13 protein-coding genes and 2 tRNA genes are annotated in these 14,494 nt (G+C 45.1%); 10 read left to right on the forward strand and 5 right to left on the reverse strand.

The features are described 5' to 3' along the window. Positions 1–222: 222 nt before the first annotated feature. The 3 genes from BUC01_RS06775 to BUC01_RS06785 all read right to left on the reverse strand — a co-directional run bounded on the left by BUC01_RS06775 (position 223) and on the right by BUC01_RS06785 (position 1,641). Positions 223–295 (reverse strand) — tRNA-Pro (locus BUC01_RS06775). 25 nt (positions 296–320) lie between these two features. Beyond that, positions 321–393: transfer RNA gene (locus BUC01_RS06780), tRNA-Phe, on the reverse strand. A gap of 246 nt (positions 394–639) precedes the next feature. After that, positions 640–1,641: a malate dehydrogenase gene (locus BUC01_RS06785; protein WP_025834755.1), complete on the reverse strand. Its 1,002-nt coding sequence runs from the start codon at positions 1,639–1,641 to the stop codon at positions 640–642. Between the two features lie 319 nt (positions 1,642–1,960). Here BUC01_RS06785 and BUC01_RS06795 point away from each other — a divergent pair, with 319 nt between their 5' ends. The 3 genes from BUC01_RS06795 (at position 1,961) to rplS (ending at position 4,449) form a co-directional block, all read left to right on the forward strand. Then, complete coding sequence (locus tag BUC01_RS06795) at positions 1,961–2,809, forward strand: CvfB family protein (RefSeq protein ID WP_025834757.1); 849 nt, start codon at positions 1,961–1,963, stop codon at positions 2,807–2,809. A gap of 119 nt (positions 2,810–2,928) precedes the next feature. Continuing rightward, positions 2,929–3,957: a hypothetical protein gene (locus BUC01_RS06800; protein WP_073313093.1), complete on the forward strand. Its 1,029-nt coding sequence runs from the start codon at positions 2,929–2,931 to the stop codon at positions 3,955–3,957. 138 nt (positions 3,958–4,095) lie between these two features. Continuing rightward, positions 4,096–4,449, forward strand: coding sequence for a 50S ribosomal protein L19 (gene rplS / locus BUC01_RS06805; protein WP_025834759.1), 354 nt, complete (start codon positions 4,096–4,098; stop codon positions 4,447–4,449). 490 nt (positions 4,450–4,939) lie between these two features. Here the strand turns inward: rplS and BUC01_RS06815 are convergent, their stop codons facing one another. Then, positions 4,940–5,920: an ROK family protein gene (locus tag BUC01_RS06815; RefSeq protein WP_073313095.1), complete on the reverse strand. Its 981-nt coding sequence runs from the start codon at positions 5,918–5,920 to the stop codon at positions 4,940–4,942. A 180-nt stretch (positions 5,921–6,100) separates the two neighbouring features. Here BUC01_RS06815 and BUC01_RS06820 point away from each other — a divergent pair, with 180 nt between their 5' ends. From BUC01_RS06820 to BUC01_RS06845, 6 genes are all read left to right on the forward strand, one after another. After that, the gene (locus BUC01_RS06820; protein ID WP_025834761.1) at positions 6,101–6,817 is read left to right on the forward strand and encodes an ABC transporter ATP-binding protein; all 717 of its coding nucleotides are present in this window, start codon (positions 6,101–6,103) and stop codon (positions 6,815–6,817) included. A 100-nt stretch (positions 6,818–6,917) separates the two neighbouring features. After that, positions 6,918–8,177: an ABC transporter permease gene (locus BUC01_RS06825; protein WP_025834763.1), complete on the forward strand. Its 1,260-nt coding sequence runs from the start codon at positions 6,918–6,920 to the stop codon at positions 8,175–8,177. Positions 8,178–8,204: 27 nt separating this feature from the next. After that, complete coding sequence (locus tag BUC01_RS06830; protein WP_025834765.1) at positions 8,205–9,449, forward strand: ABC transporter permease; 1,245 nt, start codon at positions 8,205–8,207, stop codon at positions 9,447–9,449. A 107-nt stretch (positions 9,450–9,556) separates the two neighbouring features. Further along, positions 9,557–10,657, forward strand: coding sequence for an efflux RND transporter periplasmic adaptor subunit (locus BUC01_RS06835; protein WP_025834767.1), 1,101 nt, complete (start codon positions 9,557–9,559; stop codon positions 10,655–10,657). A 43-nt stretch (positions 10,658–10,700) separates the two neighbouring features. Then, the gene (locus tag BUC01_RS06840; RefSeq protein WP_025834769.1) at positions 10,701–12,029 is read left to right on the forward strand and encodes a TolC family protein; all 1,329 of its coding nucleotides are present in this window, start codon (positions 10,701–10,703) and stop codon (positions 12,027–12,029) included. Between the two features lie 75 nt (positions 12,030–12,104). After that, a complete protein-coding gene (locus BUC01_RS06845; RefSeq protein ID WP_073313096.1) occupies positions 12,105–13,019 on the forward strand; it encodes a glycosyltransferase family 2 protein in 915 nt (304 codons plus the stop codon). Positions 13,020–13,073: 54 nt separating this feature from the next. On the opposite strand, the gene BUC01_RS06850 is transcribed toward BUC01_RS06845, so the two are convergent. Further along, entirely contained in the window at positions 13,074–13,256 is a 183-nt protein-coding gene (locus tag BUC01_RS06850; protein WP_073313097.1) for a hypothetical protein, read from the reverse strand. A gap of 106 nt (positions 13,257–13,362) precedes the next feature. Between BUC01_RS06850 and BUC01_RS06855 the strand changes: the two genes are divergently transcribed. Next, positions 13,363–14,466, forward strand: coding sequence for a glycosyltransferase family protein (locus BUC01_RS06855; protein WP_025834770.1), 1,104 nt, complete (start codon positions 13,363–13,365; stop codon positions 14,464–14,466). Positions 14,467–14,494 lie beyond the last annotated feature (28 nt).

A 14,494-nucleotide genomic window follows, 5' to 3' on the forward strand; every position in this document is an offset into this window, starting at 1 on the left:
GTTTAGGGGAGTCGGAGATATACCATTCTTTATTTTTAGATTATGCAAACTGACAGCGTAAATTTAACATACCCACAGGGTTTTCGGACTGACCCCATATTCCTCCCAGTGTGATAAGTATAATGTCAATCATGATGTAGTGGAATTTGGGAAATGTTGTTTATCGAAAGCCTGTATAACAAAAAAGGTCTAACTCCTTTTGAGAATCAGACCTTTTCTGTGTCGGAATGAGGCGACTCGAACGCCCGACCCCTACGTCCCGAACGTAGTGCGCTACCAACTGCGCTACATTCCGATACTTGCCGACGGAGGGGGAAATGTGGTGCCACCAGGAATCGAACCGGGGACACAAGGATTTTCAGTCCTTTGCTCTACCAACTGAGCTATGACACCTTCTCCGTTTGCGGGTGCAAAGATAAATAGTTTTTTTAATACAGCCAAAGGATTTCTGAAAAAATAAAAGAAAATTCCCCCTTGCATCAGCAGAAACTGAATGCAAGAGGGAATCTCTGGTTAGGGTTGTGTTTATCTCCCAATAATTTATTGGCCTATTGCCCAATTTTTTTTCTCCTACTGGGAAAATATATTTCTCTTACTGGAACACACACATTTATACCACTTTATTTTTCGAACGTCACATTAATCAATATTCGGATTAATGCTCTTCCAGTCTTTGATGGCGGGAAGCACTCCCATTTCGATGACTTCATCGCGCAACTTGCAGAGGTGAGCATAACTTTCTTTCAGCTTAGCCTCTTCTTCCGGAGTACCTTTCAGTTCTTTGTAATGTACACCGTCTTTGTTGATTTCCGTTTCCATGGCCATCATGATGTGGTCGAAACCATGACTGTGCACATAAGTGCCGGCAGGCCAGCGGAACGGTTTGCCACCCATAGCAGCAGCGATCATCTCGATAGAGACATAAGCCGGGCTTTGGAAAGAAGAACGTCCGCGGAGGTTGATGATGTTCGCACCGCCTTTGGTTACTTTAGTCTGGATTTCAGCCCATTGCTCAGCACTCAGGGCGGGAGTACCGATGATGTCCAACAACGGTTTGCCGTCTACTTTTGCAGTGGAAGCATAAACAGCCATCTGCTCTCCGTGTCCGCCATACGTACGGCAGTTTTCAACTTTATCCGGAGAGATGTGGAAATGTTTGGCAAGTTCGCTGCGCAGACGTGTACTGTCAAGAGCGGCAAGTGTGGTCACTTGTGAAGGTTTCAGGCCGGAATACAGTAAAGTAATCAATCCGGTGATGTCGGCAGGGTTGAAGATAACTACCACGTGTTTCACGTCCGGGCAGTATGCTTTTACATTCTTACCGAATTCTTCAGCAATGGCGGCATTGCCTTTCAGCAGGTCTTCACGAGTCATGCCGGCTTTGCGGGCGGCACCACCTGAAGATACGATATACTTGGCATCGGTCAGCGCTTCTTTGATGTCAGAAGTGTAAGTGAGGTTCAATCCTTCGAAACCACAGTGGAACATTTCTTCCGCTACACCTTCCAGACCCGGCCCGTAAGGATCGTACAGACAGATGTTAGGTGTCAGATGCATCATGATGGCAGTTTGCGCCATGTTTGAGCCGATCATGCCGGCAGCTCCTACAATTGTTAGCTTTTCGTTTGTCAGAAATTCCATAATTTTTATGTATTTAAGGGTGAATAGTATTTTCCGTTTTTGATTTCCGGGTACAAAAATAACTGTTTTCAAGGAGATTTGTTCATAGAAAAAAGTTATGGGTTAGATTGAAAAGTTATTCTTTATACCTAAGTTTGCTTAAAAGCGAAGATTAGCTATGCTGTAGCGTTAAAAATAAGCAAGCTTATTTTGTACTGCCTTTGGTTTGCATTATCTTTGCTTAAAAGCGAAGATAAGCTGCATCTCAGCATTAAAAATAAGCAAGCTTATTTTGTACTGCTTTCGGTTTGCATTATCTTTGCCGGAAAGGAAATAAGTTATGAGCATCGAATTAGGAAGATTCAATTTATTGAAAGTAGTCAAGGAAGTGGAGTTTGGCATGTATCTGGATGGTGGTGAAGATGGAGAAATCCTGCTTCCATTGCGTTACGTGCCCGAAGGCTGCCAACCGGGAGATGAACTGAACGTATTCATATATTTGGATAGTGAGGAACGCTTGGTTGCCACAACGCTGACGCCGCTGGTGCAGGTGGGCGAGTTTGCTTGTCTGGAAGTGGCATGGGTCAACGAGTACGGGGCATTCCTGAATTGGGGATTGATGAAAGACCTTTTCGTTCCTTTCCGTGAGCAGAAGATGAAAATGCAAGTGGGGAAGAAGTATATTATCCACGCTCATTTGGATGACGAAAGCTACCGTATCGTCGCCTCTGCCAAAGTGGACCGTTATCTTTCGAAAGAACCTGCTTCTTATGAGGCGGGAGATGAGGTGAACATACTTATCTGGCAGAAGACGGATTTGGGCTTCAAGGCAATCATTGAAAGTAAGTATAGCGGTCTGTTGTATGATAGTGAAATCTTCCAGTCTCTCCATACGGGTGACAAGGTGAAGGCTTTCATCAAGCAGGTGCGTGAAGATGGCAAGATTGACCTGATACTTCAGAAACCGGGATTTGAGAAAGTGGATGATTTCTCAAAAACTCTGCTTCAATATATAAAGGATAACGGCGGGCGGATTTCTCTGAATGATAAAAGTCCGGCGGATGAAATCTACTCTACCTTTGGGGTCAGCAAGAAGACCTTCAAAAAAGGAGTGGGCGATCTTTATAAGAAGCATCTCATCATCTTGCAAGGAGATGGAATCCTATTGGCAAAGCCCCTGAATTCCTAAATGGATTAGGGAAATCCCTATATAAGAATAGAGAGAAACAAGCGGATAGGGGATAAACTTCCCCTATTTTTGTTTCCAACAAAGAATAGACATTCATGAACTAAGTAAAAAACGCTACCATGAAACGAATATTATTTATCCTGCTTGCCACTTTGAGTACTGCTGTTTGCAGCGCGGGCACGGACGCTATGAGTAATAGCAAAGTACGTAAGGAAACCCGTTTCCTCACCGATAAGATGGCTTATGAACTGAACTTGAACACCGAGCAATACAATGATGTATATGAAATCAATTATGACTTCATCTCCGGTGTACGCTATGTGATGGATGATGTGCTGCTTGGATACGAATGGGCGCTCAACCGCTATTATGACTATCTGGATGTGCGCAATGATGACCTTCGCTGGGTGTTGAGTAGTCGCCAGTACAACCGCTTTATGCAGGCCGAGTATTTCTACAGGCCTATTTATACCAGTGGCAATCGTTGGTACTTCCGTGTTTACATCACATATACCAATCATAACCATTTCTACTTCCCCCGTCCCTATCACTACCGCACGTATGTGGGCGGACACTATCGCACACATTATAATAATACAAGTTATTACCGCGGACGCTACAAACATCCACACTATAATGGTGCTTACCGCATCCGTGATAATAAATCCTATACCACGCACCGCCGTTCAGACTTCGGCTCTGTGACTGTGCGTCCTGGATCCAGCCGTGAACCGTCAAGAGATGATGTGTACACAACGCGCCGTAGCAGTTCGGGCAGTAACCGTTCTACTACTACCGGCACTACTCGTCGCGAAAGTACGAATAGCAATGCTACAAACGGCACTAACAGCTCACGCACTAATAGCGAACGTACGAATAGCAGTAGTTCGCGCAACAGTGGCAGTACGCGTAGCAATAGTAGCACACGAAGTAGTAGTACACGCAGCAGTAGCAATAGTGATACGAAGAGCAATACGAATTCTTCCCGTCGTAGCACTACCGGTAAATCGTCGGGTGCAGAACGCAAAGAAAGTAGTTCCTCCAGTGTGCGGAGTTCCTCCGGAAGCAGCACTCGCAGCAGCGGCACTTCTTCTACAAGAAGCAGTAGTTCTGGCAGTTCCACCCGTTCTTCAGGCGACCGTCGTTAAGCAAAAAATGAGCGAATTATTTGTGTATCTTCCGAATAATTCGTTCCTTTGCACCGCTTTCGCGCAATCGCTGTCAGGACATAGAGAGAAGCCTGGTATGTTGCGTTGTAACGATCAAACAATTTAAGAACAATAACAATGGATTTAATTAAAATTGCAGAAGAAGCATTTGCTACCGGTAAACAACACCCGAGCTTCAAAGCAGGTGACACTGTTACAGTAGCATATCGTATTGTCGAAGGTAACAAAGAGCGTGTACAGTTGTACCGTGGTGTTGTTATCAAGATTGCCGGTCACGGAGACAAAAAGCGTTTCACTGTACGCAAGATGTCCGGTACTGTAGGTGTAGAACGTATTTTCCCGATTGAATCACCGGCTATCGATAGCATCGAGGTGAACAAGGTAGGTAAAGTTCGTCGCGCTAAGTTGTATTACCTGCGTGCTCTTACCGGTAAGAAAGCAAGAATTAAAGAAAAAAGAGTTAATAACTAATCAGTTATACTCTGATTTCGAGATAAAAAAGGGAAGCCGATTCGTTGGTTTCCCTTTTTTATTGCAATATATGGTAGCTGATATTCAGTGCCTTACAAGGAGTTAACTCCTTGTATACAGGGAGTTGAGAGGTTGGGATTAGAGTGTTGGGAGATGGTTATCTCTGCCGAAATGAACACCATTTCCGACAGCTAACTTCTTTTTTAGGCATTCTTATTGTTTTTTCCTTCGGATGCTTAGTCCTTTTCATCCGAATACTTATTCTTTCCTCCGTGAGGATTTTTTCTTTCCTCCATGATGGAAAGAAAGAATCCCCATGATGGAAAGAAAGTTTTCCCGTGGAGGAAAGAATAAGCTTCTACTATGAATTTTCTTAGCAGCCGCAAGGCCGAGAGATAAAAGTGGCGGTGCGGTAGCTTAGCAACAAAAATCCTCCTTTCCCGTTTTACCGGCAAAAGGAGGATTTCCCTTAAAATTATGATGGACTATCTTATTTCAAGTCTCTCAGTTCCCAGCCCAATGCACTGGCGCCCAGTACGGCTGCATCAGAGTCTTTCAACTCAGACACCAGCAGTTTGGCTTTGCCTTTGAAGATATTCAATACATTGGCATCGATAGCTTTCTGGATAGGTTTGAAGATGTAATCACCGGATTTGGCCAATCCACCGAACAGGATGATAGCTTCAGGGCTGGAGAATGCGATGAAGTCTGCAATGGCTTCGCCCAGAATAGTACCTGTATATTCAAAGATATCTTGTGCTAACTTGTCACCTTGAACAGCTGCGTCATATACATCTTTTGAAGTGATGTTTTCGGCAGGGATGGAACGCAGCAAGCTGGGTTCGGTACGTGCAGTCAGAAATTCACGTGCTGAGCGAGCTACACCGGTAGCCGAACAATACGTTTCCAGACAGCCGTGACGTCCGCATCCGCAAAGGCGTCCGTTTTCGCGGCGGATGATGGTGTGTCCCAGTTCTCCGGCGAAACCGTCGTGACCATAAACCATCTGGCCGTTGATGACGATACCGCTGCCTACACCTGTGCCCAGGGTAATCATGATGAAATCTTTCATGCCGCGTGCTGCGCCGTAAGTCATTTCACCGATAGCTGCGGCATTGGCGTCATTCGTCAGTGCGGCAGGAATACCCAGACGCTCTTCAAACATGGCTGCCAAAGGTATAACACCTTTCCAGGGCAAGTTTGGAGCAAATTCGATTGTACCACTGTAGTAGTTACCGTTAGGAGCACCGATACCGATACCTTTAATTTTGTCTACACCGCCGTTAGCGATAATCAAAGGCAACAGATTTTTGCAAACGTCGTCTACGTAGGCATCTGCCTCTTGGTGAGCGCCAGTCTTGATAGAACCGCTTGCGATGATAGTTCCGCGTGCATCCACAATGCCAAAGACAGTGTTTGTACCGCCTATGTCAATACCTACTACGTAGGGTTTTTCCATGCTTGAATTCATGATATTAAAGTTTTGTTTAAAGGGTTAGTTAATTAGTTTTATGGTTACAAATTACACAAAGAAAAACGACACTTCAAAATCTTTTTTAAAAAAAGTTCACCCTCTTTGCAACTTTTTGTAACATAGCTGCGTCTAATAGTGAAAATTAATAAGTAAACAGACTAAAAACAGGAGAGATACGTGATACAACTGAAAGACATTAACAAGACCTACAACAACGGAGCACCCCTACATGTGCTCAAAGGCATCAACCTCGACATCAAGCGGGGTGAGTTTGTTTCCATCATGGGAGCTTCGGGTTCCGGTAAGTCCACCTTGCTTAATATATTAGGTATTTTGGATAGCTACGATACCGGTGAGTATTATCTGAACGGCACGCTGATTAAAAACCTCAGCGAGACCAAGGCTGCCGAATACCGGAACCGTATGATTGGTTTCATCTTCCAGTCTTTTAACCTGATTTCCTTTAAGGATGCGGTAGAGAATGTGGCGCTTCCGCTTTTCTATCAGGGAGTAAGCCGTCGCAAACGCAATGCCTTGGCACTGGAATATCTGGATCGCTTGGGATTGAAGGATTGGGCGCACCATATGCCTAATGAGATGTCCGGCGGACAGAAACAGCGTGTTGCCATAGCCCGCGCACTTATCACCCAGCCACAGATAATCCTTGCCGACGAGCCGACCGGCGCCCTCGACAGTAAGACTTCCGTTGAAGTGATGCAGATTCTTAAAGACTTGCACAAGACGGGTATGACGATTGTCGTAGTTACCCACGAAAGCGGTGTAGCCAATCAGACGGATAAGATTATCCATATCAAGGATGGCATCATCGGCAGTATCGAAGAGAATCTGAATCATGATGCTTCTCCGTTCGGAAAAGACGGAATCATGAAATAAAAGAATGTACAATGTACAATTTACAACGTACAATTGAAGCTTCGCCAACATTCCGGAAGGCAAATTGTAAATTGTAAATTGTCAAATAGTAAATGAATATATGTTTGATATTTGGCAAGAAATATACGGAACCATCAAACGGAATAAGTTGCGTACATTCCTGACGGGGTTTGCCGTGGCATGGGGCATTTTCATGCTGATAGTGCTGTTGGGTGCCGGAAACGGCATCATCCATGCTTTCGACCAGTCGTCGTCAGAACGTGCATTGAACTCTATCCGCATTTTTCCGGGATGGACTTCCAAGCCTTATGCGGGGTTGAAGGAAGGGCGTCGTGTCCGTTTGGAGAACAGCGACCTGGAAGCGACGGAAAAGTATTTTCCGAATCAGGTAATCAGTGCCGGTGCTACTGTGAGGCAGGGCAATGTAAACGTCAGCTTCGGGCAGGAGTATGTGAACATCTCCCTGATGGGGGTACATCCTAACTATACGGAGGTAGAGACCGTGAAGACTGCGGACGGGCGCTTCATTAATCAGAATGACTTGAAAGAGCGTCGGAAAGTTATTGTTCTGCATAAGAAGACTGCTGAAATTCTGTTTGGCAAGACGCATACCGAACCTATCGGGCAGTTTGTCAATGCAAGTGGTGTAGCCTATCAGGTGGTTGGTATTTATAACGACCAGGGAGACCGTGAAGCCAGTGAGGCCTATATCCCCTTTTCTACTTTGCAGACCATCTATAATAAAGGTGAACAGCTGAACAATATCATCTTTACTACTAAAAATCTGGAAACAATAGAGAGCAATGAGTTTTTCGAGGCTAATTATCGTAAGGTGATTGGCGCCAATCGTCGTTTTGATCCTCAGGATAACAGTGCTATTTGGATATGGAACCGCTTCACTGACTATATGCGGACGCAAAATGCGATGGGAATGCTCCGCACGGCTATCTGGGTGATTGGTATTTTCACCTTGTTGAGTGGAATAGTCGGAGTGTCGAACATCATGCTGATTACGGTAAAAGAGCGTACCCGCGAATTCGGTATCCGCAAGGCGCTTGGAGCGAAGCCGTTGTCTATTCTGTGGCTGATTATAGTGGAAAGTGTCACCATCACCACTCTATTCGGATATATAGGCATGGTGGCCGGCATTGCCGTCACGGAGTGGATGAATTCGGCTTTCGGAAACCAGACTATGGATGCGGGTATGTTCCAGCAGACCATGTTCTCGAATCCGACCGTCGATCTGGGCATTGCCGTCCAGGCCACGCTTACCTTGATTATAGCGGGTACGCTGGCAGGATTTTTCCCGGCAAAGAAAGCTGTTAGTATCAGTCCGATAGAAGCGTTGAGAGCGGATTAAGTCGAACGTAAATCGTAAATAGAAATTATGAGAATAGATATAGACTCTTGTGAGGAAATCCTCATCACGATTACAAGAAACAAGACGCGGAGTTTGCTGACGGCATTTGGTGTATTCTGGGGTATCTTCATGTTGGTGGCACTTATCGGCGGCGGACAGGGGATGCAGCAGGCCATGAGTGCTCAGTTTGAAGGCTTTGCCACCAATTCGGCTTTCCTGGTTTCGCAGAAGACGGGAGAGGCGTATAAAGGCTTCCGTAAGGGACGCTGGTGGGATCTGGAACTTTCGGATATTGAGCGTCTGCGTCATGGAGTGGATGAAATAGATGTCATCACGCCTTCCATCGCCTATTGGGGAAGAACGGCCATACACGGAGATAAGAAGTATGATTGCAGCGTAAAGGGATTATATCCCGAATATGAGCATATAGAGCATCAGGAGATGGCGTATGGGCGTTTCATCAATGATGTGGATATTAAGGAGGCGCGTAAAGTGTGCGTAATCGGTAAACGTGTGTATGAAAGTTTGTTCCGTCCGGGAGAAGACCCTTGTGGAAAATATATCCGGGTGGACGGCATTTACTATCAGGTCATCGGTATGTGCTCGTCCGAGGGCAACATGAATATACAGGGACAAGCGTCGGAAGCTGTGACTTTGCCTTATACCACCATGAAACAGGCATATAATCTGGGTAACCGGATACATGTGGTATGTTTCACTGTGAAACCGGGTATTAAGGTGACGGATATTCAGGACAAAGTGGAGCGCATTGTGAAGGCGGCTCATTACATATCTCCGGATGATAAGCAGGCGGTGATGATGCTGAATGCGGAAGCCATGTTCTCGATGGTGGATAATCTGATGTCCGGGACTCGTATTCTGATTTGGATGGTAGGTTTGGGAACTTTGTTTGCCGGAGCTATCGGAGTATCGAATATTATGATGGTGACAGTGCGTGAACGTACCACGGAGATTGGTATTCGCCGGGCCATCGGGGCACGTCCGCGGGACATTTTGCAGCAGATTCTTTCGGAAAGTATGGTGCTGACCACTATTGCCGGTATGGCAGGTATTTCTTTTGCCGTGCTTGTGCTGCAGGTGTTGGAAGTCGCTGCCAATGATCCGGGACATATTACTACGCATTATCAGGTTTCATTCGGATTGGCTATCGGTACCTGCGCATTGCTGATTGCTCTGGGAGTACTTGCCGGTCTGGCTCCGGCCTATCGTGCTATGGCTATCAAACCTATTGAGGCTATCAGGGACGAATGATAATTACTGGTTACAGATTACTAATTAGTAATTAATAATTGGTAATTAAAAGAAGCCTGTGGGCGGGATATAAAACAGAAATAAAAAAACAATAATATAATAATAGTATGAAAAAGTATCTGAAAATCGCATTGTTGGTAGTTGTAGCTGCCATTTTCATCTTCACGTTTGTGTTCCTTTACCAGAAGTCGAAACCGAAGATTACGGTTTATGAAACGATAACTCCGGCGGTAGCTGACTTGGAAAAGACAACCGTGGCAACCGGAAAGGTGGAACCGAGAGACGAGATTCTTATCAAACCCCAGATTTCGGGTATCATTGACGAGTTGTATAAGGAAGCGGGACAGAGCATACGCAAGGGAGAGGTGATTGCCAAGGTGAAAGTGATTCCCGAATTGGGTACGCTGAACTCTGCCGAAAGTCGTGTGCGCCTGGCGGAACTCAATGCCAAACAAGGTGAAACAGATTTTGCCCGTATAGAGAAGTTGTTTGAAGACAAGCTGGTCAGCCGCGAGGAATACGAGAAGGCTGAGGTGAGTGTGAAACAGGCACGTGAGGAATTGCAGACAGCTAAGGATAATCTGGAAATTGTGAAAGAAGGTATTACAAAAAGCAGTGCTTCTTTCTCAAGTACGCTTATCCGTTCTACTATCGACGGTCTGATACTGGATGTTCCTGTAAAAGCGGGTAACTCGGTGATTATGAGTAATACATTCAATGATGGTACTACAATCGCTACGGTTGCCAACATGAACGACTTGATCTTCAAAGGCAAGATTGACGAAACAGAAGTAGGGCGTGTACATGAAGGGATGCCGGTGAAGCTGACGATTGGTGCTTTGCAGAATCTGTCATTTGAGGCTGTATTGGAATATATCTCTCCGAAAGGGGTGGAAGAGAACGGTGCCAATCAGTTTGAGATTAAGGCGGCTATTCAGGTGCCGGACACGGTGATGATCCGTTCGGGTTATTCTGCCAATGCGGAAATTGTATTGGAACGTGCTGAAAAAGCGCTCACTTTGCCGGAGAGTACTATTGAGTTCAGCGGTGACAGTACATTCGTATATGTGATGACGGATAGTGTACCTGCCCAAAAGTTTGAACGCAAACAGGTGAAGGTAGGCATGAGCGACGGCATCAAGATTGTCATCAAGGACGGTGTGGATGGCAAGGCTAAGGTGCGTGGTGCCGAGAAGAAAGATAAGTAAGCTTTAATGAATCATTTGTTATAACTCAATATTATCATTGAATATGAAAAATAAATTAATCATAGCCTGTCTTATGTTGGGAGGTCTTTCTGCCCAGGCTCAGGAGGGCTGGACTCTGCGCCAATGCATTGACTACGCTATCGAACATAATATAGATATACGCCGGACGGCCAATGCGGCGGAACAGAGCGAGGTAAGTGTGAACACGGCTAAATGGGCACGCTTGCCGAATCTGAATGGTAGTGCGGGACAGAGCTGGAACTGGGGACGTACACAGACGGCTATAAAAGATGAGGCTACCGGTGACTATTCTACGGTTTATGTTAATACAAATAGCAATAGCACCAATATGTCGGTATCTACCAGCATTCCCATATTTACAGGTCTGGAAATTCCTAATCAGTATGCGTTGGCAAAGTTGAATCTAAAAGCTGCTATGGCAGATTTGGAAAAAGCGAAAGAAGATATTTCCATAAATATTGCTTCTGCTTATTTGCAAGTACTGTTCAATAAAGAATTGCATCAGGTTTCCCTTGGACAGGTAGAGTTGAGTAAAGAGCAGTTGGCTCGTATCTCCCGCCTTGCCGAGTTGGGCAAAGCATCTCCTGCCGAAGTAGCTGAAGCCAAAGCACGTGTAGCTCAGGACGAGATGAATGCCGTGCAGGCTGATAATAATTATCAGTTGGCCTTGCTCGATCTTAGCCAGCTTATTGAGTTGGAGACACCGGAAGGATTCACGTTATCAGCTCCTGTTGTGACGTTGGAATTGCTTCCCCTTACCCCGCCTGATGAAGTATACCAGACTGCTTTGACGACAAAGGCTGCGGTCCAAGCGGCGCAATATCGTTTGGAAGGCAGTAAACACAGTATTCGTATTGCTCAGAGTGCTTTCTATCCTCAACTGAATTTGAACGGTAGTCTTGGAACGAACTATTATTCTACTATCGATCGTAATTTCAGCCAGCAGTTGCAGGATAACTTTAGTAAGTATGTCGGTTTAAGTTTGAGTGTACCCATCTTTAACCGCTTTTCCACCCGTAACCGTGTACGCACGGCACGCTTGCAACAGGAAAATTATGCGTTGCAATTGGATAATACGAAGAAGACGCTTTATAAGGAAATCCAACAGGCTTGGTACACTGCACTTGCTTCCGAAAGCAAATATACCAGCAGTAGCACGGCTGCTGATGCCAGCGAGGAATCTTTCAGACTGATGAGTGAGAAGTATGACAATGGCAAAGCCACTGCCGTAGAATATAACGAGGCGAAACAGAACTTAATGAAAGCCCAATCAGATGAATTACAGGCTAAATATGAATATCTGTTCCGCACAAAGATACTGGACTTCTACAAAGGAGTGCCTATCGAATAATTTTTCAGCGTGTTTCTCTCTAAAATCCTTCTTTGGCTGCAAGGCTGAGGGAGGATTTTTCTGTATATTTGCCGCATGAATCCTTTTATCAGCATAATAATTCCTTTCTTTGGTGCGGCAGACAAGGCATTGCTGCAACGATGCGTTAGCTCTATACGTGAACAGGGAATGGAAGAGGGAAGCTATGAAATTATTATTGCTACGGACAGTAAGGAGACAACAGGCGGGGCGCGTAACAATGGTATGCGACAGGCACAAGGTGAGTATATTCTTTTTGTTGATGCAGACGATATGTTGTTGCCTGATACACTTCTTTCCTGCCTGCCCATTTTGAAACAGTATGTTCCGGATATATTGAAGTTTGATTTTCTGCGCTTTTCCGGGCGGTTTCCTGCCGGAAGAGACAGGCTGTCGGAAAGTTTGTTGCCTTACGTCGAATACCCCTCAGGTAATGACTATATGTTCTCGAACAACTTCCTGGGAGTGATTTGGGGGCACTTTTTCCGTAGGGATTATCTGGAAGTTAATCAAGTTTGTTTCCATGAAACGAGTTATTATGATGATGAGGAGTTTATAGCTAAGGCCTATTTCTACTCGGGAAAGATGATAGTGACTTCATGGAAAGGGTATGCATACTATCACTCTCCATCTTCTTTAACTCAAGTTTTCACAGAAGAAGAATGCCGTCGGCGGATACCGGCTTTTAAAGAAATGCTTCTTCGGCTGAAAGTATTCGAATCTGTTTCTTGCCCTTATGCTTTAGACCTAAAATCTAAAGCATTGAATCGGAGAATACATTTTCTGACTATTGACTATATTCGTCAGATGCGGCGCAACAAGTGCGGCATAAAAGAGATAAACCAACGGTTGTCTATTCTGAAACAGGAAGGGTTCTTGCCTTTGCCCAATGAAGGGTATAGCTGGAAATACCGTTTGGTGGTTCCTGTTATTAATGCCTATGTGTGTTTGTTCATAAATAAATGTTCATAATTAGTTTATATAATAACAGATAGTTAAATGATAATTTAGCAGCGTAGCGCTGAATCAAGGTTTCCTTTCGGCATACTCATTGACGTGATAGTACCTGGTAGGCTGAAAGCCTTTTATCTTATAGCCCAGGGCAACGCCCTGGGGGATTACCATGTGTTTCTCTTTGCGCCCTGTAAGGGCATTACAGCACGCATGGGCTTTTGCCCTTACAGGGCGTAAGACTGTGGGAGCATCCATTACCCAGGGTGTTACCCTGGGCTATAAGATAAAAGCCTTACAGACTTAGGAAATGCACGCTGGTAAATTATCATTTATAGTACAAGTTAATTTAGATTGAGTACTTATGAAAATACTGTTGCTTGGAGAATTTAGCGGCTTGCATTGGAATCTTGCCGAGGGGCTTCGGGTTTTAGGACACGATGTATGTGTAGCTTCCGATGGTTGTGGTTGGAGGAATTATCCGCGTGACATAGCACTTGACCGTCCCACGGATAGCTTTCGCGATGGCATATCCTGTATACTCCGCATATTACGCCATTTGCCAAGTTTCCGTGGATATGATGTGGTGCAGATTATCAGCCCCTATTTCCTGCGTTTGCGTAGTGAGCGTACATTGCCTGTTTACCGTTATTTGCAACGGCATAACGGCAAGGTTTTTTTGGGAGCTTTCGGGACAGATTATTACTATATCCGTGCCTGTATGGAGACTGATGTCTTCCATTATTCAGATTTTAAGATTGGTGACCGTTATCGTGATACCCCTTTTAACCAAGTTACTCTTCAGGATTGGTACTATGGCGGTGCCGCGCGTGCCACTCGTGCTATTGCTGAAACTTGTAGTGGCATAATTGCCTGTTTATGGGAATACTACGTGTCTTATCAACCTTATTTCCCCGATAAAACGGCTTTCATCCCTTTGCCGATAGATTTGCGCGAAATAACTTCCCGGGTTCGTGGCGTGCCGGACATTCTGAACTTTTTTATTGGCGTTCAGTCTGCACGCAGTAATTTGAAGGGAACCGATGTCATGCTTCCCGTCCTGCAAGAAGTACAGCGTAAGTATCCTGAACTTTGCCGTATCACCGAAGTCCACGATGTGCCCTATGCGCGTTACCAGCAACTAATGGATGATGCTGACGTCCAGTTGGACCAACTCTATTCTTATACTCCCTCCATGAATTCATTGCTCGCTATGGCAAAGGGACTGACCGTAGTGGGTGGCGGAGAGCCGGAAAATTATGAAATCATAAACGAAACAGAACTCCGCCCCATCATCAACGTGTTGCCGGACGAACAGGATATCTATCGGAAACTGGAAGATATCGTTCTTCATAAGGAACGTATTCCGGAACTGTCTGCGCAGAGCATCGAATATGTGATCAAGCACCACGATCACGTTAAAGTAGCCCGTCAATATCTCGATTTCTGGGAGAAACATTCATCATAATCTTCTGTTATTCCATAGGTGGCACTCA

The sequence above is a fragment of the Bacteroides stercorirosoris genome (genome assembly GCF_900142015.1).
GTDB lineage: Bacteria > Bacteroidota > Bacteroidia > Bacteroidales > Bacteroidaceae > Bacteroides > Bacteroides stercorirosoris.

What these genes read in the sequence shown, in the direction of transcription:
- BUC01_RS06825 (WP_025834763.1), top strand. Translation starts at nt 6,918, where the DNA reads ATGTTTGATATTTGGCAAGAAATATACGGAACCATCAAACGGAATAAG.
- BUC01_RS06855 (WP_025834770.1), top strand. Translation starts at nt 13,363, where the DNA reads ATGAAAATACTGTTGCTTGGAGAATTTAGCGGCTTGCATTGGAATCTT.
- BUC01_RS06815 (WP_073313095.1), bottom strand. Translation starts at nt 5,920, where the DNA reads ATGAATTCAAGCATGGAAAAACCCTACGTAGTAGGTATTGACATAGGC.
- rplS (WP_025834759.1), top strand. Translation starts at nt 4,096, where the DNA reads ATGGATTTAATTAAAATTGCAGAAGAAGCATTTGCTACCGGTAAACAA.
- BUC01_RS06845 (WP_073313096.1), top strand. Translation starts at nt 12,105, where the DNA reads ATGAATCCTTTTATCAGCATAATAATTCCTTTCTTTGGTGCGGCAGAC.
- BUC01_RS06785 (WP_025834755.1), bottom strand. Translation starts at nt 1,641, where the DNA reads ATGGAATTTCTGACAAACGAAAAGCTAACAATTGTAGGAGCTGCCGGC.
- BUC01_RS06800 (WP_073313093.1), top strand. Translation starts at nt 2,929, where the DNA reads ATGAAACGAATATTATTTATCCTGCTTGCCACTTTGAGTACTGCTGTT.
- BUC01_RS06830 (WP_025834765.1), top strand. Translation starts at nt 8,205, where the DNA reads ATGAGAATAGATATAGACTCTTGTGAGGAAATCCTCATCACGATTACA.
- BUC01_RS06795 (WP_025834757.1), top strand. Translation starts at nt 1,961, where the DNA reads ATGAGCATCGAATTAGGAAGATTCAATTTATTGAAAGTAGTCAAGGAA.
- BUC01_RS06850 (WP_073313097.1), bottom strand. Translation starts at nt 13,256, where the DNA reads ATGGATGCTCCCACAGTCTTACGCCCTGTAAGGGCAAAAGCCCATGCG.
- BUC01_RS06835 (WP_025834767.1), top strand. Translation starts at nt 9,557, where the DNA reads ATGAAAAAGTATCTGAAAATCGCATTGTTGGTAGTTGTAGCTGCCATT.
- BUC01_RS06840 (WP_025834769.1), top strand. Translation starts at nt 10,701, where the DNA reads ATGAAAAATAAATTAATCATAGCCTGTCTTATGTTGGGAGGTCTTTCT.